Genomic DNA, 19,326 nt, shown 5'->3' with positions numbered 1-19,326 from the left:
CTTCTTTCTCCTTCGTAGATTTCCGCTAAAATGGAAAGATAATAATAATCACAAAAAAACTCAGTTTCTGGTCGAGCAGGTTAAGACATTGCGGTAGCCGAAACTTCATACGTTGTTGCTGTTCAGGATTAGAAGTTGTATCGAATTGTCTTCCGAATGTTCATGCTAATGAGCATTTCATTTAGCGCTCTTGCGTTAAATACATCACCGTCTGTCTTTTATCCTTTGCCTGTTCAAGCGCAAGGGAATTTTCTCGCGGCTAAAAATCTTTATCTAGGCGCTGGTGGTGGGCTTTGGATCCATGATGTGCATGGAAAAGTCCTGTTTTACGATGGTCGAGCTTTGCTACCACGAAAAGGCAGTCTGCTACAGTTCTCATCGGAACGCGTTGCTTTCCTGAACGATGAGTTTTGGACGTTTTTTGATAATGAGGTATATCGACATACTCCTGGGCTTGGTAACGAGCTCGCATTTAGCCTTAGCCCTGGTTCAGAGATAACCAATATTGGTGCGTCTGACAATTACATCTGGGTGACCGACGGCAATAACTTCTACACCTATAACACTCAGTCGTTAGAATTTAATACCTATTCACTTCTCAAATTGTACCGATACAACAACAGCAGCGACATTACGATTAATGATGCTGAGTGGGTATTATCAAAATGGGTACTGGCAACCAGTTCCGGCACTTACCTATCAGAAAATCAAGAATTTACCCATGTTGCTGCCTCTGATAAACACTACATCGAGACCGTATACTTTTCGAATGCGCGACGTGAATTACTGATTGGTACATTAAATGGTGTTGTGATTGTTGATTTGGCTAATTCTGAGAAAGAGACCAAGATCAGTGGCTCGCATGTGCTCTCTGTTGCTGAAACCACGAATCAATATTGGATTGGTACTGAGCACGGCTTGATTAGCTACAACTTTATTACTGGCGAAATCACTCGTTTTGAACAAGCTGCTAACCAAGACTTTTCGTTACCGGGAGAGAAGATTTACTCATTAATTAACGATCATGCTGGTGGGATGTGGGTCGCGACCAACAACGGTATTCGGTATTTTTCTTTGTTTAGTAAGACATTCTCAAGAACGCCACTCACCGGAATGGGCATGCACTCCAGCAGTATGGTGATCAATAAAGTTGAGCCAATCGGTGAGCATCTATCTTGGGTGGCATCTTCGATGGGCCTCTACCTCGTTGATTCTGAAACTGAAGAGAGGCCTAGGCGCGTATATCAAAAACCAGTACAGGACTTTCAGATTTTTGGTACGTCAATTTGGTTGGCGACCGAAGAAGGGATTATAAGCTTCAATACCGAGACGTTGGAGTTTGAAGCGCTGAATTTGCCAAGAGCCATTGAAGGCGTCCACATCGAGAATTTTGCCCTTCAAGGTGATAACACCCTTTGGATGACCTCTGGTCAAAGTCTCTATTCATTATCGATCGACCATATGGAGCTTACGGGCTACGGAATGGATTGGTTGGTGGATAAGTTCCTGCCAGCAAAAATTACAGATCTAAATATTGGTTTACAAGGTCGCGTCTACATCGGCACCGACCATGGCTTCTATTCCTTTGTTGATAAACGGATCAGCTTTAGTCGTTCCAGCGAACGATTTGGCAAAGTGGTTGATATAGAAAAAGCCAATGATGGCTCTCAGTGGTTTGCGGGTAGTTATGGCGTTTATCGGATCCCTTACGATGGTTCGATGATAGAAGAGATCGCCTTAGTTGAAGAGAATATCAGTCCGAGTTGTCTGATTAGCGATGAGAATGGTGTGTGGTTGGGGTCTTCAAAAGGACTTAGCTATTATGGACTGGATGGTCAGCTGCACAAGCACATAGGTTCACCATTTGGTTTGATCACCAATGAATTGGCGGCCGGTGCATGTGAACTCTTTTATAGTGAGGAGAATCAATCCTCACGGTTAGTTTTAGGTTCCAAGTATGGTGTGGTGAGTGCATTGTCTAATGAGTTGTTGGTATCTACCACGCCTCATAGCCGAGCATTGCTGAGTAAGATAAGTGTTAACCAAAAGACCGTATCATTGGGTGGGAAGAGCGCGGATTTAGCCGAGATCCCTTATGGTTCATCGATTGGCTTTAAGCTAGGCATTTTGCCTGCTACATTTGCCCCTGCGATGGAGTATCGACTCAATGATGATGAACCTTGGAGTGAGTTTGAAGGTGGCTTATTAACACTCGACCACTTGCTTCCGGGGGATTATACGCTCGAAGTGAAGCCGGTAAAGGATTCACACTATCGTTTTGTCTCAACCAATCAAAGCTTCTCTATAGCGGAACCTTGGTATCTCAGTAATTGGGCTGCTGCGAGCTCTCTTATCTTACTGATTTGTGTGGTCACCATTTTGGTTTTTTGGCGTTCGCGTTACGTCACTTTTGCCAACAGACATCTTAAAGCACAAGTAGCTTTGAAAACTGATCAGTTGAGGCACCAAAGTAGGATACTACTGACGACTAATCAGCAACTTAAGAAGCAGTTATCGGTTAAGAATGCGCTTGTGTCTCATACAGCCGACGAACTCTCTTCAGAGGTTAACCAAGTTGCAGCCATGCTCCCTAATTGGAGTGATGAACAAGGTAAATCGCCGATTCTTGCGTTAAAGAATGGTTTGGCTCAATTGAGCAATAGCCGTCAAGGTGGTGGCGCCGTTGGTTACGATATGATCTTAATCTTGGAGTCGGTGCTTAAGGCGTGGCAGGAAGACTTAGCCAAGGCTGGCATTGAGCTAGAAATAAAGGTAGATACTAAGCACAGACATGTCTCTTTACTGTATTTTAATCTCGATATTATCTTCAATAGCCTGATCGCGAGCATCATCAAGCGTAACTTTAAGTCGCAGAGTATGGTGGTCATGGTGGAGGAGCTGAAAGAACACCTAGTCGTTACCATTTTAGATCATGGCATGCCTTTCCCTAAGTTAACTTCCAGTATTAGTGACAACAGTGGTAAGTCGACCGACTTAAACATAGAAAAGTTGCCGTTGCTGATGAATCAGAGCGGTGGTGAAATCAATGCCTTTGTGTCGGATTCTCAAAATAAGGTTCAGCTTACTTGGCCAATCGACTATCAGGTATTAGATAATCTCGAAACCAATACAATAGAGCAGATTGAGACTATTAAGCTCGCTAATACCTCACCTGAGCAGTTAAAGCTTAGTGCAGAGCAAGAGTGGAAGAACCGAGTGTCTCAGCTTGTTAGTGAGCACTACGCTGATGCTGAGTTTGGTACTGCTACTGCTGCTAAGTATCTATTTATGTCTGAGAGAAGCTTACAAAGGCGCTTTAAGATGGCTTATAACAAGACCTTTAAAGAACATTTGAATGAGGTTCGCTTGGAGCATGCGTGTGAGCGGTTGCTCGCGGGAGAGAAGATATCAGACGTTGCTTTTGACTCTGGCTTTAATGACCCGTCTTATTTCAGCCAAAGGTTCAAACATCACTTTGGTATGTCTCCATCTAAGTTTGCAGAAAACAGTGAAGACTAGAGCGAACAATATTAACCAGCCAGCCTTACGTTAACGACAGATAGTTTTATTGAAGCCTCGACATTCGTGTTGGGGCTTTTTTTATGCTTCTACGAGATACGAGATACGAGATACGAGATACGAGATACGAGATACGAGATACGAGATACGAGATACGAGATACGAGATACGAGATACGAGATACGAGATAATTGGGGTATTTACGATTGAGTTGTTTGAGTATGGTTTTGTTGAGGGAGATAAGAAAAAAAAATATCGTGGTATAGCCGGGGGGACTATACCACGGGTGCCAATGACACCTTCGCTTGCTGCCGGAGTGATATGGCAAGCCACATCACCTCTGGAATTAAATTAAAGAGAAGGAGTTTCTCTTCGATGGAGTAACTATACGATTAGTGACTTATTTTACTTATAAAATTAACGACAGAAGGCTATGAGAAAAGCGACATTTTTATAAGTTATTGATATCTAATGAGTTGTTGGGTTTTTGATTGTGATGTACTAGTGAGGTAGTTCTCACTAGTTGTTGAAAGTAACGGTTTTGACGTAAACGTTTTTAACGAAATTTACGAGTATGTATTTTCGAAAACATTGATTTCACACAATAGAATTGTGGTCATGTATGTGTATCATGGTGTTAATAACAATCTTTCTCATTATCAGTCACGAAGTTGGGTATATATGAAACTCTCACAACTAGAGCAAGGAAAAGCGGCTTCTATAGTTGCGCTAACTGGTCTAACACCAGACGTTAGAAAAAAACTCATGGTCATGGGTATGTTGCCAAAAACAGAGGTAACACTAATCCGCCGCGCACCGATGGGTGACCCGCTTCAAGTTGAGGTGAGAGGTGTCTCTATCGCCATTCGTGAAAGCATCGCAGAACAAATCGAGGTTATCTAAATGGATTATCAAGTTCTTACCGTTGGTAACCCGAATAGTGGCAAAACAACGTTATTCAATGCACTAACAGGTGCGAAGCAGCATGTTGGTAACTGGGTAGGCGTAACCGTTGAAAAGAAAACGGGTGTCTATTCACATGCGGGTGACCAATTTCAGCTAACTGACTTGCCTGGTATCTACGCACTAGATAGTGGTAATGATGCAAATAGTATTGATGAATCTATCGCGTCGCGAGCTGTTCTGACTCACCCTGCTGACGTGATCATTAATGTTGTTGATGCAAGTTGTTTAGAACGAAGCTTATACATGACATTGCAATTGCGAGAGTTGGGTCGCCCAATGATCGTGGTATTGAATAAAATGGATGTATTAAAGCGTGAGCGTCAGGTGATTAACCTGAAAGCGCTGGAGAAAGAGCTAGGTTGTCCGGTTCTTAGTTTGTCTGCGAACGATAAAGGCCAAGTGGCTCGCTTCAAAGAGCGCCTGCATAAGCTTCTTGTCCAAGGTGTTAGCCTTGATCCTATCTCTATTAACTATGACGACGCATTAGAAGCACTTATTCCTTCTGTTGAATCACACTTTGATGATGCTGATGTTTCTCACCGAGCGCTTGCGATTCGTGCGCTAGAAAATGATTACTTGGTGCTAAACGGATTAGCTCCGCAAACACGTACTCAAATTGATAATGTCCGTCTTGGCGCCGAGTTTGATATCGACCTTGCGGTAGCCGACGCGAAATACACCTTCTTACACGACTTGTGCAAGCGTGTGCGTCGCAGCGAAGGTAAGCTAAGCCGTAACTTCACAGAGAAAGCTGACCAATTCATTCTGAACAAATGGGTCGGTATCCCTTTCTTCTTTGTCATTATGTACCTAATGTTCATGTTCTCTATCAATATTGGTAGTGCGTTCATCGACTTCTTTGATATTGGTGTTGGTGCAATATTGGTTGATGGTGGGCACCATTTATTAGACGGACACCTACCAGTTTGGCTGGTTACTATTCTTGCAGATGGTATCGGTGGTGGTATTCAAACTGTTGCAACCTTTATTCCTGTTATCGCGGCGCTTTACTTGTTCTTAGCGGTACTTGAAAGTTCAGGCTACATGGCGCGTGCTGCGTTTGTACTTGATAAAGTGATGCAAAAGATTGGTCTTCCGGGCAAAGCATTTGTACCGTTAGTTCTTGGTTTTGGCTGTAACGTACCGTCAATCATGGCAACTCGTACGCTTGACCAAGAGCGTGAGCGTAAGCTAGCTGCATCGATGGCACCATTTATGTCATGTGGTGCTCGTCTACCGGTATACGCACTGTTTGCAGCGGCGTTCTTCCCTGGTGCGGGCCAAAACGTAGTATTTGCTTTGTACATCATGGGTATTCTAGCGTCTGTATTTACTGGCTTGTTCCTTAAAAACACGATCTACCCAGGTAGCAGCGATAGCTTGGTGATGGAGATGCCAGACTACGAGTTGCCAACCGTACAAAACGTGATGCTGAAAACATGGCAGAAACTGAAGCGCTTCGTGCTTGGTGCCGGTAAAACGATTGTGGTTGTGGTGGCAATCTTAAGCTTCTTGAACTCTCTAGGTATGGATGGCAGTTTCGGTAACGAAGACAGCGAAAATTCAGTACTTTCTAAGGCAGCTCAAGTTGTGACTCCTGTATTCCAACCAATTGGTATTACAGAAGAAAACTGGCCAGCAACGGTAGGTATCATTACTGGTATCTTCGCGAAAGAAGCGGTAGTGGGTACCTTGAACAGCCTTTACACAACGCCTTCTGATGAAGAAGCTGCTGAGTTTGATTTGGCGGCGAGCTTACAAGAAGCGGTGATGACGATCCCTGAAAACCTATCAGGCTTGAGCTACTCGGATCCTCTAGGTATTGAAGTTGGTGACCTAAGCGATTCAGGCGCTGTTGCTGAAGAGCAAGAGGTTGACTCGTCTATCTTTGGTAACCTGAAAGACAAATTTGTTTCTGGTCACGCTGCGTTTGCTTATTTAATCCTTATCTTGCTTTACACACCTTGTGTGGCAGCAATGGGTGCTTATGTTCGTGAATTTGGTCAAATGTTTGCACGCTTTATTGCGGTTTGGACAATGGCGCTTGGCTACTTTGGTGCAACTTTCTACTACCAAGCGGCAAACTTTGCAGCGCACCCTGTGACAAGTGCAGTGTGGATGGTCGCGATTGCTGGTGGCTTTGTGATCACCTACCGTGTATTCAAGAAGGTTGGCAGCAAGCAAAAAGCATTAGAGGTGCAAGTGGTATGATTTTAACTGAACTTCATCAGTACATAGATAGCCAAGGTTTCGCAGCTCGTAAAGAGATTGCAGCGAAATTTGGTATGAGTGAAGATGGCGTGGATGCGATGTTGAGCGTGTGGGTCAAGAAGGGCAAAGTATCTCGTTTGGTCGACACTAACAAACATGGTCATACGACGCGTGTTCGCTACACCATCTGCAAACAAGATGGTCTGTCGCTGAATGTGATGATGTAGTTCGGTCAATATCTAATAAAAAACCGCAGCCTATGAGCTGCGGTTTTTTTGTTTGTGTTTAACAACTTAAGACTCTTTGGTTTCACCTAATCCAAGAACTTTAAGGCCGATACTCAGTAACAATATGGATACTGGAAGAACCAATATGTCCCACCCAATGCTGTCGAAGTTGACGAGCACAAGCTCCAAAAATTTCACGAAGAGAATGATGATAATCACTTCAGCCAAAATGTTTTTCAGGTGGCCAATGTTGGGTGTTTTTATCCAGCTAAGTACTTTGCTTTTATTGACTTGTTGGTCACTTTTCGCGGCATGGCTTTTATCCGAGATGAATAAAGTGAACACACCGTGAGAAAAGATGAAGAGTACAAAAGCAATCAAAAACGTATCCAGAGACTTAATCAAGTAAGAGATCGCGATATCTGTTGTGTCTAAATGCGCGAGCGATTCTGGCGGTACCTGATTGAGCATGAAGATCGCAAAAGCAGAGTAAGTCTTGGTTGCTCCCATAAAGAATAAGAGTAGGGAAGCAAGCATAGAACAGATGATGGCGATCCAGCTGATATGACGAAATAGGTTGAAGGTTTGTTTCATGATGCTCTCTCTATATTGTGTGCAAGAGAGTATACGTGGGAGCCTGTGTTGTGATAATGGGGTATTTTTGTGAATTATTATTACACATTGGTAATAATGGTGATGCCTAGCTAAGAGGCATCACCTGTGCCACAAGGTTAAGCTTTCTTAAAGATAGAGCTTAGTGACAGCACATTTTGAATACGAGTTAGGATGGCTGCTTGCTCTTCTTCACTGCGTTGTTCGCCTGCGGTGTTGCCCCACACCGGGCCAGGCCATGCCACATCATCTTTGAAACGTGCGATATGGTGGATGTGCAGTTGTGGCACCATGTTACCTAGTGCGCCTAGGTTGAGCTTATCCGGTTGGAACGTAGCTTCTAGTGCTTGGCTCACTGCTTGAGATTCATGTAAGAACTGCTGTTGCTCTTTCATTGGTAAGTGATGCAGCTCTTTGAGGTTGGAACGTTTTGGTACCAGAATAACCCAAGGCACAGCGTTGTCTTTGTGCAGTAGCGCAAGGCTAAGTGGGAATTCGCCAATAACGGTGGTGTCTTTTGCCAATTGAGGATGAAGTTCGAAGCTCATGATCTTTCCAATTAATTGTTTTAGTGAGTATAAGGTTGGAATAGGAATGTGGCTAGCGCTTACGATCTCAATCAGCAGATTCCCTATCACGCTCTCTCATCAATGAAGGGGATGGGGGGGAACGCGCCATTGATCCTGTCTCGGACTTACGGCACTCATTGCCGTCATCTCCTAGAGCGACGAAGGAGCGTAGTAGGAGATCTCTTGCAACGGAAGTTTGCGGATAGTTAAGTAAATATAACCTCCAAATAAAACAAAAGGTTGACGCTTTCACGTCAACCTTTCTAATTATCTCGAATCTCGAATCTCGAATCTCGAATCTCGAATCTCGAATCTCGAATCTCGAATCTCGAATCGCTTACATGCGTTCTAGAGTCTCGATGCCTAGAAGCGACAGACCTTGTTTGATTGTCTTCGCTGTTAGGGCAGCAAGCTTCAGACGGCTCTGTTTAACCGCTTCGTCTTCTGCTACTAGGATAGGGCATGCTTCGTAGAAGCTAGAGAACTGACCTGCTAGTTCGAATAGGTAGCTACACATAATGTGTGGTTGACCTTCACGAGCAACAGATTGAACTGCTTCTTCAAACTGCAGAAGTTTCGCGATAAGTGCTTTTTCTTTCTCTTCAGTGATTTTGATTTCACCTTCAAGAGAGTCCATAGAAACGCCAGCTTTCGCAAATACAGAAGCAACACGAGTGTATGCGTATTGCATGTAAGGTGCTGTGTTACCTTCGAACGCAAGCATGTTGTCCCAATCGAACACGTAGTCAGTAGTACGGTGCTTAGAAAGGTCTGCGTACTTAACCGCTGCCATTGCAACTGTGTTAGCGATCGCTTTCTTCTCGTCTTCTGCTAGTTCTGGGTTCTTAGATTCGATCAGCTGTGCAGCTCGAACTTCTGCTTCATCAAGAAGATCAGCTAGACGAACTGTACCGCCTGCACGAGTCTTGAATGGCTTACCGTCTTTACCTAGCATCATGCCGAACGCGTGGTGCTCAAGAGAAACAGATTCAGGGATGTAACCTGCTTTACGAACGATAGTCCAAGCTTGCATTAGGTGTTGGTGCTGACGAGAGTCGATGAAGTAAAGAACGCGGTCTGCGCCTAGCTCTTCAAAACGGTATTTTGCACAGGCAATATCAGTTGTTGTGTAAAGGAAACCGCCGTCGCGCTTCTGGATGATAACGCCCATTGGGTCACCATCTTTGTTTTTGTATTCGTCTAGGAATACAACTTGCGCGCCGTCATCTTCTTTAGCAAGACCTTGCTCTTTAAGATCAGCAACGATACCTGGAAGCATGTGGTTGTACATGCTTTCGCCCATTACGTCATCACGTGTTAGTGAAACGTTTAGACGATCGTAGTTGCGTTGGTTTTGAATCATTGTTACGTCAACAAGCTTCTTCCACATCTCTGCGCAGAACTCGTCGCCGCTTTGTAGTTTCACTACGTAGCCACGTGCTTTAACTGCGAACTCTTCGTCTTCGTCGTAAAGCTTTTTAGATTCACGGTAGAAGCCTTCAAGATCAGCAAGCTCCATTGAAACTTCACCTGATTCAGCCTGAACACGCTCAAGGTTTGCGATAAGCATACCGAATTGAGTACCCCAGTCGCCGATGTGGTTAGCACGGATAACTTTGTGGCCTAGGAATTCCAGTGTACGAACAACGGCATCACCGATGATCGTTGAACGTAGGTGACCAACGTGCATTTCTTTTGCAACGTTTGGCGCTGAGTAGTCAGCAACAATGGTTTGTGCTTCAGCTGCCGCAACACCAAGGCGAGAGTCAGCAAGTGCTGCGTCTGCTTGTTTTGCTAGGAAAGCTTCATCTAGGAAGATGTTAAGGAAACCTGGACCTGCGATCTCAACTTTAGAAGCGATACCGTCTAGGTTTAGAACGTCCAATACTTTCTGAGCAAATTCTCGCGGGTTAGTGCCTAGTCGCTTAGCAACGCCCATTACGCCGTTTGCTTGGTAGTCACCAAATTGTGGTTTTGCAGATTGGCGAACAGCAGCAGGAGAGCCTGCAGGTGCGCCAGCGGCTTCTAGAGCCTGAGATACTTTGTCATTAATAAGTGCTTGGATATTCACACGCGTTTCCTTCAATTCAAGGATGATAAGAGTGGCCGTTATTTCGAGGTCATCAAACTTGGTTAATTATGCGTCTAGTTAACGATTTAATGCCGAAATGAACAACAGACACTGTTTAAGTTCACAAAAATGGCAGTAATCATACCAATTTTGTGCGGTTTCTTATAGGTCGAATTGATAGAAAATTAACATTTCCTGAGGGGTTTTTGACAATCAATTTTCGCCATTCAGCGTTTGTGTATTTAGGAATGTGAGCCAACGTGCTTATCGGCTGTCTTTTTGTATACGCGGCGCTTGTTGAACAAAGCAAAACTGATACCATGCAGCCAATATTTGGAGAACACAGACAATGACGATGAGCCTCAAGCAAGCTGAATTAGAACCGCAACAAATGATCACCCGCCTTGATACGTTTATGGCGAAAATTGAGAACCTAGGTAACGTACTGGGTTTGGATCTGAGTTTTGCTCAAGCGGATCATATCGCGCTAAGAATCAATGAAACGGAATTAGCGAAAGCGGCGCATCAAGCATGGTCTGAATTCGGCTCTACGATTTCACAAGCGATGATCAATGGTCGTCCAATTGTTGTTATTGCTTTTGATGAACCTTTGCAAAGCCGTGGCTGGAGCATTGAGTGTTTAGAGTTACCATACCCCGCAGAAGGCAAGATTTACCCGAGCCAAGATTGGGAACACGTTGAGTTCGTGATTCCGTCTCATGCTCAAACGGCTGACGAGTACTTAGCGGATCTGAAAGACACTTACCCGCAGTTCGCTGCTAACTTTGAAACGCTGGCTGAGCAAGGTGTTAAGATCAAGCTGTCTAGCCCGAAAGGTGAGGGTGAGCGTTTGAACAACCCAACCGTTGCATTTAAGCATCAAGGGATTTGTATCAAGCTGCACCCACATTCGTTGAAGAAGATTGTAGAATCAGAGCAAGCTTAGTTTTAGTCGATAGTTTAAAGGGGCGAGATTCCTGATCTCGCTTAGGCTCGTCGGAATGACGGATTTAGTCGGTTAGTTGCTGTGTGGGTCTGCTAACTATCGAGAGCGCTTTTAAAATATAAAAGTATCTAGATAGAGAGCCGATGATTGAACACCGTCATTCCCGATAGCGACGAAGGAGCGTAGTCGGGAATCTCTAACAACGGACTCGATAACCAGATACAAAAAACGCGTAATGGGGCGATCCTATTACGCGTTTTTTATTGGGTTCTAATAGGTGTCGAACCTACAGAATGACAGTCTTGTTGCCGTAAACAAACACGTGATCATTGATCACCTTGTTTAGCGCCTTACTTAGAACATTCTTCTCTACGTCACGACCCGCTTGCGCCATGTCTTTCGCACTGAAGTTGTGATCGACAGGGATAACGTCTTGCTTAATGATTGGGCCTTCATCTAAATCGTTTGTCACGAAGTGCGCCGTTGCACCAATGATCTTTACGCCACGCTCATAGGCTTGTTGGTAGGGTTTCGCACCGATGAATGCAGGCAAGAAGCTGTGGTGAATATTGATGATCTTGTGGTTGTACTTTTCAACAAATCCCGGAGTAAGCACTCGCATGTACTTAGCCAAAACAAGGTAATCAGCCTCGTATTGGTCAATCACTTCCAGCATTTTTTGCTCATGCTCTTCACGGTTCAGACCTTCGTGTGAAACATGATGATAAGGGATATCAAAACGCTCGGTTAGGCTTTGTAGAATATCGTAGTTACCGACAACCGCTGCGATTTCAACGTCTAAGCTACCATCGAAGTTCTTCATGAGAATGTCGCCAAGGCAGTGTGCTTCTTTCGTCACGAGAATAACCACACGTTTGCGAGAAGAGCCAACGAGCTTACGTTTCGCGTTTTCTGGCAGGGCTTGGTCTAGGTCTGCTAGAAAGGTTTCATCATTGAAATACCCTTCAAGCTCTGTGCGCATAAAGAAGTGACCACTGGTGTTATCTACGAACTCGTTATTGTGAACAATATTGAGTTGGTGCTTGTAACAAATGTTGGTGATCTTTGAGATGAGGCCTGGGGCATCAGTACAATGTGTTAGTAATGTTTTTCTTTCCATTTGCATCTTACTTCCATGAAATATTTTTTATTCTTCAAATTAAATACAGGCCGTCGAACGGTGAACTGAGCCGCAATATCACCGTTATAATTAATCTATTATCAATTTGGTTTCAACAAATTCTGCTGCTCATTTATCGCTTTGATAAATTGTTTGATGTCGAAATATCAGTTTTCAGATAGAAAAACAGGCAGAAGCTTCATTTTTAAAGTTTTGACCGTAGTACGCATTTGAACTTCAACCGAGGCATTTTAGCCTTGGCCAAAAATAGAGGTGATACTTATGGATAAAGAGTTACTAGCAAAAAAACTGTACTGCAAACGCGTGAGTTCACTGGCTGGCAGCACAGAGCTAGATGGAAATGTTCTCGATGAAATGTGGGAAAGCAAAACCCCGCCAAGCGATGCAGTAAAAGCCATACAGCCAAATGATAATGAATTTGAGGGTGCTCCTTGGCTATCTCGTTATCTCAATCGAAAATAAGCAATTAACCTTTAAGCTAAAATAGCAATCTCGATTTTCATTTCTGTTCTCTAAATCATTTGAAACAACCCAGACACCTCCGGTGCGAAGTCATTCTTGATTCGCGCCGGCTCACTAAACCTGCCATAATTCGCCTTCACTTTTTCTAAACTTCGTACTCTATGATATCTAAAACGTTTTCTGCTGATGGCGCACTGGGTAAAGCAATCCCAGGCTTTCAACCAAGACAAGCTCAGTTAGACATGGCTGAAGCAGTTTCACAGGCCATTCAGCAACAGAGCCAATTGGTGGTAGAAGCAGGGACGGGTACCGGTAAGACATTTGCTTATCTTGTACCGGCACTGCTTAGTGGTAAGAAAACCATTATTAGTACGGGGTCTAAAAACCTTCAAGAACAGCTGTTCCACCGTGATCTGCCTTTGATGACCGATGCCCTTGGCTTTCATGGTCAAGTTGCTTTGCTCAAGGGCCGTTCAAACTATTTGTGTTTGGATAGGCTGAGCCGCCAAATGATCGAAAGTCATGGTACTCATACGGATCCAACGCTGCTCGCTCAGTTAGTCAAAGTTCGTAGCTGGTCGTCATCCACGCAAACCGGTGATTTGGGTGATTGTGATGATATTGCGGAAGATAGCCCTGTAATCCCAACGATTACCTCGACCAACGACAATTGCTTGGGCAAAGAGTGTCCAAGTTATACCGATTGCTTCGTACTGAAAGCGCGTAAAAAAGCGATGGATTCTGATGTGGTGGTCGTAAACCACCACTTGTTCTTAGCGGATTTGGCGATCAAAGAAACCGGATTCGGTGAGCTTATCCCTGAGGCAGATGTGTTTATCTTCGATGAAGCGCATCAACTTCCCGACATTGCGAGCCAATATTTTGGTCAGTCTGTATCGAGTCGACAAATTCACGAGCTCGCCAAAGACATTGAGATTGGCTATCGTACCGAAGCGAAAGACATGCGCCAATTGCAAAAGGTCGGTGATAGGCTGGTTCAGTCCTCATCTGATTTAAGAATCGTGCTGGGTGATACGGGGTTTCGTGGTAACTGGCGCGAGGCGCTAAAATCAGAGTCGATCGCCAGAGAGTTAGTTCGCCTGCAAGATGCACTGCAGCTGGCCGTCGATGTATTGAAATTAGCACTCGGACGAAGCCAACTATTGGATACCGCTTTTGAGCGTGCAAACATGATTAAGTCACGCATTGAGCGTGTATGTGATGTCTCGATTACCGGTTATTCGTATTGGTATGACACCACACCGCGCCACTTTGCTTTGCACATTACGCCGCTTTCAGTTGCTGACAAATTTCACGAGCAGATTGAGCTGAAGCCGGGCGCTTGGGTGTTTACCTCAGCAACCTTGGCGGTATCGGACGATTTTGATCACTTTACCTCGCGCTTGGGACTAAAACCGTCGGCTCAGTTTTCACTGCCGAGCCCATTCGATTATCCGAATCAAGCGCGTTTATGTGTGCCTCGTTACCTTCCAGAACCGAATAGCCCGGGCTTAGCCGATAAACTGGTTCGTATGCTGACACCGGTAATTGAGCAAAACCAAGGCCGCTGTTTCTTTCTGTGCACCTCACACAGCATGATGAAAGAGTTGGGCGAGCGATTCCGAGAAACCCTGACGGTTCCAGTTCTATTACAAGGTGAGACAAGTAAGCAAAAAACCTTAGCCGAGTTCATGGAATTGGGTAATGCCTTGCTGGTGGCGACAGGCGCTTTCTGGGAAGGGATAGATGTTAGGGGCGATGCATTAAGCTGTGTTATCATCGATAAATTGCCCTTTACGGCTCCTGATGACCCTTTACTTAAGGCTCGCATTGAGGACTGTAAGTTAAAAGGGGGTGATCCTTTTGCACAAGTACAGTTGCCAGACGCTGTGATTACCTTGAAACAAGGTGTCGGCCGATTGATACGTGATAAGCGTGATAATGGTGCTTTGATTATTTGCGATAACCGATTGGTGACTCGCGATTACGGTGGCATCTTTTTGGCGAGTTTACCGCCTATCCCTCGTACACGTGACTTAGGGGTCATTAAAGAATTCTTAGCTAAAGACCATTCAACCGCTGCCGAGTAACTGGCATTGTTGAGCTTAGCCATTATTTTTAGATTAGATAACGAATATTTGAGACACAAATGAGCGCGAAAATTCTTGCAGTAGATACCGCAACTGAAAACTGTTCAGTTGCATTAGTAATTGGTGACCAGGTGTTCGCTCGTAGCGAAGAGGCACCTCGAGACCATACGAAAAAAATTCTACCTATGGTTGATGAAGTACTGAAAGAAGCGAATATCGCTTTAACCGATATTGATGCTATCGCGTTTGGTCAAGGTCCAGGAAGTTTCACGGGCGTACGTATTGGTATTGGTATTGCTCAAGGCTTGGCTTTTGGTGCAGATTTACCAATGATCGGTGTCTCTACATTGGCCGCGATGGCGCAAGGCAGCTACCGTAAATTTGGTGAAACTCAGGTAGCAACCGCTATTGATGCGCGTATGAGTGAAGTTTATTGGGCTCGTTACAGCCGTGAACAAGACGGTCGTTGGACTGCGGTTGATGCTGAGTGTGTTACACCGCCAAGTGAATTGGCTGCGCAGCTTGAAGCTGACTCTGAAACATGGGCAAAAGTGGGTACTGGTTGGGAAGCTTACGCCGAGCATATGGATACACTAGCGATTAACACCAAAGCGTGTGAAGTGCTATTCCCAGAAGCTCAAGATATGGCGTTCCTAGCTCAATTCGCTTACGCAGAGGGTAAAGCGGTTGCTGCGGAAGAGTCTGAGCCAGTTTATCTGCGTGATAAAGTGACGTGGAAGAAGCTGCCAGGTCGCGAGTAATTTTTTACAAGGTTCTGATGCAAATTTGATCTAAATGCGTATTATTTAGATTTGAGAGGGCAGATATTTAGTCATGGTATCAATTAATAACTTACCTCCTTCTTCGATAGGCAATACGTCTAAGCCAAATCGAGTTAAAAAGAAGGAGCAGGCAAAAAAATCTGATGCTAGCACGGCGGTTGGGCAGCCAACCAAAGTGGCCAATGCTGTCTCTCATTCTATTCGTCAAGTTAAAGAGTCTGAGTTACACAAGGCTCAAATCCAGTATGATCTTCCAGAAGGCCGAGGACGTAAGGCTATGGAAGAATACATGGATGTAATGAACCAGGCGAAAAAAGAAGAACTTGCAAAGCTTATCGGTGTCGATATCTATATCTAAAGCGATTTATTAATGCCTGTTTAAGGACCAGAACCATGCCTAATTACTTATCTAAAATACGCTTAATTGCCCTTTCTATTGGTATCTTGGTGCTTGCAGGGTGTTCATCACTTCCTAGCGAGCTTGAAGCAAAATCAGAGCCTGTTATCAGCGACTACCAGCAATGGGTTGACCAATTACCAGACGCTAAAAGTGTTCGGTTAGGTGGCGTGATTTCAAAAGTGACCAACTTAAAAGACAGAACTCGAATTGAAGTTGCTAACATGCCAATTTCAAGCAATGGTAAGCCAGATCTCGATGCCGAACCGAGTGGGCGCTTTGTCGGTTATATTGAAGGATACGTTGAGCCGTTAAGCTTTGCTGAAGGCCGTTTGATTACGCTAGTTGGTCAATCAGACGGTAGTGAAGATGGCAAAATCGGCGAGTACCCTTACACCTTCCCAGTGATGAAGGTAGATAACCAACGACTGTGGAACATTACGGAACGTGTTGTTGTTAACGATTTCGCACCAACCTACTATTCGTGCAGAAGCCTACATTGCCGTAGCTTCCAAACGATGCCAAGGCACGGTCGAGTTATACAGGACGTAGAGTAGCTCACTTTGCTAGGCCTAGATTGTACAGTCAGATGGAATGAGATGTTTGATGATTGAAAAGTCATACTCCCTTGCGAGCGGGACGCTTGCCACACAGCAGATGGGCAATCCAGAAACGACCGTTACGACGGTCGTTTTTATTCATGGGTGGTTAGATAATTCTGCGAGTTTTTCTTCTGTTATTGCCAACCTACAAACCAGATTACCCGATTGTCATCTGATTGCGATTGACCTCTTTGGTCATGGTCTTTCGTCGCATAAGTCGGGAAGTTACTACCCATTTCATGACTATATCGATGATTTACATCAGCTTGTGACTAAATTATCGCCAAACAGACTGGTGCTAGTAGGACATTCACTTGGTGCATTGATAGCAAGTTGCTATAGTGCCGCCTTTCCTGAAAAGGTGTCAGGATTAATTCAAATTGAAGGTCACGGACCTCTTTCTGAAGCTCCCCAAGAAACGGTCTCTCGTCTAAGAGATGGGGTACTCAGTCGTCTTCGACAGCGGAGAAAGCCTTCACGTCCTTTATCAAGTCTAGAGGATGCTATTAAGCTGAGAGCACACGCCAACCAAATCAATGCCGAACTTATAGCTCCTATTGTAGAGCGAGGTATTGCCGAGTTAGACGACTCCTGGCAATGGCGATGCGACCCTAACCTAAAATGTGACTCTTTATATCGAATGTCACAGGCGCATGCTGAAGCGATTATGGCGGCTATTGAATGCCCTCAATTAATAATATTAGGCAATGATGGATTTAGACATTTGCAGCATAATCGCTACAAATCAGCCCATAGTCCTCTAATTATAGAGACTGTTCCCGGCGGACATCATTGTCATTTAGAGAGCCCAGAGCTAGTTTCAGAGCTAATTCTTGGTTTAGTTAACAAAATTTAAACAAGTGTTTGAGCCTTTTAGTGCTCATGCACTAAAGCTGTGCTGTAATACCGCAATGATAAAAAGCGGCGAAGCAGTCGTCAGCTGATAAACGAGGAGTAACATAGTGGATAAACCTTGGCTTTCACGTTATCCAAGTGACGTACCAGAGACGATCAACCCAGATCAGTACCCATCTCTTGTTGAAATGTTTGAACAGTCGGTACAGAAGTACGCAGACCAACCAGCATTTGAGAACATGGGCTCAGTAATGACATTCCGTAAGCTTGAAGAGCGCAGTCGTGCTTTTGCTGCTTACCTGCAGAATGATTTGAAGCTGAAGAAGGGCGATCGCGTTGCACTGATGATGCCAAACTTGCTGCAATACCCAATTGCACTCTTTGGTGTATTGCGCGCTGGTATGATCGCAGTGAACGTCAACCCACTGTACACACCTCGTGAGTTAGAGCATCAGTTGAACGATTCTGGTGCAAAGGCGATCGTTATTGTTTCAAACTTTGCTAGCACGCTAGAAAAAGTGGTCGACAACACTCCAGTTAAACACGTTGTACTTACTAGCCTAGGTCAAATGCTCCCTCGTGCAAAAGGTACTATTGTCGACTTCGTTGTGAAATACGTGAAAGGCATGGTTCCTAAATACGATCTACCGGGTGCTATCTCATTCAGAAAAGCGCTGCACAAAGGCCGTCGTCTTCAATATGTGAAGCCGTTTATGGCAGGTGATGACATTGCCTTCCTGCAGTACACTGGTGGTACAACAGGTGTTGCGAAGGGGGCAATCCTAACGCACCGCAATATGATCGCGAACGTACTTCAAGCGAAAGGGGCGTATGGTCCTGTTCTGCAAGAAGGCCGAGAGTTGGTGGTCACAGCACTGCCGCTTTATCACGTGTTTGCACTGACAGTGAACTGCTTGCTGTTTGTGGAGATGGGTGGTCGTAACCTCCTTATCACTAACCCTCGTGATATTCCTGGCTTCATTAAAGAACTGCAAAAGGTTCCGTTTACTGCAATTACCGGTGTAAACACACTGTTTAATGCATTAGTAAACAACGAAGACTTCCATGAATTAGACTTCAGTAATCTGCGTCTCTCTGTTGGTGGTGGTATGGCGGTTCAACGCGCTGTCGCTGAGCAATGGAAGAAAGCGACAGGCATTCACTTGTTAGAAGGCTATGGCTTAACCGAGTGTTCACCACTGGTAACAGGTAACCCATACGACCTAAAAGACTACACTGGTGCAATCGGCTTGCCAGTTCCGTCTACGGATGTACGTATCATTGACGACGAAGGTAACGTGGTTGCTAATGACCAAGTAGGTGAGCTGCAAGTTCGTGGCCCTCAAGTGATGCAAGGTTACTGGCAACGTCCAGAAGCGACCAAAGAAGTGATTGACCAAGACGGTTGGTTATCGACGGGTGACATTGTTAAGTTTGATGACGAAGGTTTGCTGCACATTGTTGACCGTAAGAAAGACATGATTCTTGTGTCTGGCTTTAACGTTTACCCGAATGAGATTGAAGACGTAGTGGCGCTACACGGCCAAGTGCTTGAAGTAGCGGCTATCGGTCAACCTCATGAAGTATCTGGTGAACTGGTGAAGATCTACGTTGTGAAGCGCGACCCTAGCCTGACTAAAGAAGACATTATTGCGCACTGTCGTGAACACCTAACGGGTTACAAAGTGCCTAAACTGGTTGAGTTTAGAGAAGACCTTCCAAAGACCAATGTAGGCAAGATCTTACGTCGTGTACTACGTGAAGAGAACGATGCTGAGCTTGCTAAACGCGCGAGTGAGTAACGAACACAGGTCCTCCTGAAACCATTGAAACGCTTAATCTAAGCGAGCGTGATAAAATGGTGTTAGAATGCCGA

General features: G+C 44.7%; 16 protein-coding genes. 12 read left to right on the top strand and 4 right to left on the bottom strand.

Annotated elements, in window-relative coordinates:
* The first annotated feature begins 156 nt into the window (after positions 1–156).
* From F0251_RS14565 to F0251_RS14555, 4 genes are all read left to right on the top strand, one after another.
* A complete protein-coding gene (locus tag F0251_RS14565; RefSeq protein WP_171731254.1) occupies positions 157–3,519 on the top strand; it encodes a helix-turn-helix domain-containing protein in 3,363 nt (1,120 codons plus the stop codon).
* A 681-nt stretch (positions 3,520–4,200) separates the two neighbouring features.
* On the top strand, positions 4,201–4,422 hold the full coding sequence (locus tag F0251_RS24395; protein ID WP_004734203.1) for a FeoA family protein: 222 nt from the start codon (positions 4,201–4,203) through the stop codon (positions 4,420–4,422).
* A complete protein-coding gene (gene feoB, locus F0251_RS14560) occupies positions 4,423–6,696 on the top strand; it encodes a Fe(2+) transporter permease subunit FeoB (protein WP_216610946.1) in 2,274 nt (757 codons plus the stop codon). It abuts the gene before it with no gap.
* On the top strand, positions 6,693–6,923 hold the full coding sequence (locus tag F0251_RS14555; RefSeq protein ID WP_105057455.1) for a FeoC-like transcriptional regulator: 231 nt from the start codon (positions 6,693–6,695) through the stop codon (positions 6,921–6,923). Before feoB ends, F0251_RS14555 begins: the two co-directional genes overlap by 4 nt.
* Before the next feature lie 66 nt (positions 6,924–6,989).
* Here the strand turns inward: F0251_RS14555 and F0251_RS14550 are convergent, their stop codons facing one another.
* The 3 genes from F0251_RS14550 to argS all read right to left on the bottom strand — a co-directional run bounded on the left by F0251_RS14550 (position 6,990) and on the right by argS (position 10,175).
* Complete coding sequence (locus F0251_RS14550; RefSeq protein WP_008221198.1) at positions 6,990–7,517, bottom strand: YqhA family protein; 528 nt, start codon at positions 7,515–7,517, stop codon at positions 6,990–6,992.
* A gap of 137 nt (positions 7,518–7,654) precedes the next feature.
* Positions 7,655–8,083: an HIT domain-containing protein gene (locus F0251_RS14545; protein WP_171731239.1), complete on the bottom strand. Its 429-nt coding sequence runs from the start codon at positions 8,081–8,083 to the stop codon at positions 7,655–7,657.
* A gap of 358 nt (positions 8,084–8,441) precedes the next feature.
* The gene (gene argS / locus F0251_RS14540) at positions 8,442–10,175 is read right to left on the bottom strand and encodes an arginine--tRNA ligase (RefSeq protein ID WP_116871769.1); all 1,734 of its coding nucleotides are present in this window, start codon (positions 10,173–10,175) and stop codon (positions 8,442–8,444) included.
* A gap of 349 nt (positions 10,176–10,524) precedes the next feature.
* On the opposite strand from argS, the gene F0251_RS14535 reads away from it, so the two are divergent.
* Positions 10,525–11,121 (top strand): VOC family protein, encoded by a 597-nt coding sequence (locus F0251_RS14535; RefSeq protein ID WP_061033711.1) that lies wholly within the window; start codon positions 10,525–10,527, stop codon positions 11,119–11,121.
* A 286-nt stretch (positions 11,122–11,407) separates the two neighbouring features.
* On the opposite strand, the gene purU is transcribed toward F0251_RS14535, so the two are convergent.
* Entirely contained in the window at positions 11,408–12,241 is an 834-nt protein-coding gene (gene purU / locus F0251_RS14530; RefSeq protein WP_008221206.1) for a formyltetrahydrofolate deformylase, read from the bottom strand.
* 282 nt (positions 12,242–12,523) lie between these two features.
* Here purU and F0251_RS14525 point away from each other — a divergent pair, with 282 nt between their 5' ends.
* From F0251_RS14525 to fadD, 7 genes are all read left to right on the top strand, one after another.
* Positions 12,524–12,724 carry a hypothetical protein gene (locus tag F0251_RS14525; RefSeq protein ID WP_061033712.1) on the top strand — a complete coding sequence of 67 codons (201 nt, stop codon included), beginning with the start codon at positions 12,524–12,526 and terminating at the stop codon, positions 12,722–12,724.
* A gap of 161 nt (positions 12,725–12,885) precedes the next feature.
* On the top strand, positions 12,886–14,814 hold the full coding sequence (locus tag F0251_RS14520) for an ATP-dependent DNA helicase (RefSeq protein WP_008221210.1): 1,929 nt from the start codon (positions 12,886–12,888) through the stop codon (positions 14,812–14,814).
* Between the two features lie 59 nt (positions 14,815–14,873).
* Complete coding sequence (gene tsaB, locus F0251_RS14515; RefSeq protein ID WP_171731238.1) at positions 14,874–15,575, top strand: tRNA (adenosine(37)-N6)-threonylcarbamoyltransferase complex dimerization subunit type 1 TsaB; 702 nt, start codon at positions 14,874–14,876, stop codon at positions 15,573–15,575.
* Between the two features lie 73 nt (positions 15,576–15,648).
* Positions 15,649–15,954 carry a hypothetical protein gene (locus F0251_RS14510; RefSeq protein ID WP_004737940.1) on the top strand — a complete coding sequence of 102 codons (306 nt, stop codon included), beginning with the start codon at positions 15,649–15,651 and terminating at the stop codon, positions 15,952–15,954.
* A 35-nt stretch (positions 15,955–15,989) separates the two neighbouring features.
* Complete coding sequence (locus F0251_RS14505) at positions 15,990–16,550, top strand: Slp family lipoprotein (protein ID WP_061033716.1); 561 nt, start codon at positions 15,990–15,992, stop codon at positions 16,548–16,550.
* A 49-nt stretch (positions 16,551–16,599) separates the two neighbouring features.
* Entirely contained in the window at positions 16,600–17,451 is an 852-nt protein-coding gene (locus F0251_RS14500) for an alpha/beta fold hydrolase (RefSeq protein WP_171731237.1), read from the top strand.
* Between the two features lie 106 nt (positions 17,452–17,557).
* Complete coding sequence (gene fadD / locus F0251_RS14495) at positions 17,558–19,252, top strand: long-chain-fatty-acid--CoA ligase FadD (protein ID WP_116871775.1); 1,695 nt, start codon at positions 17,558–17,560, stop codon at positions 19,250–19,252.
* Positions 19,253–19,326: the final 74 nt, after the last annotated feature.

This window comes from Vibrio sp. 070316B (assembly GCF_013114115.1).
Lineage (GTDB): Bacteria > Pseudomonadota > Gammaproteobacteria > Enterobacterales > Vibrionaceae > Vibrio > Vibrio chagasii_B.
Note: the sequence above shows the minus strand (reverse complement) of the source record. Positions and strands in the feature narration are given on the sequence as shown.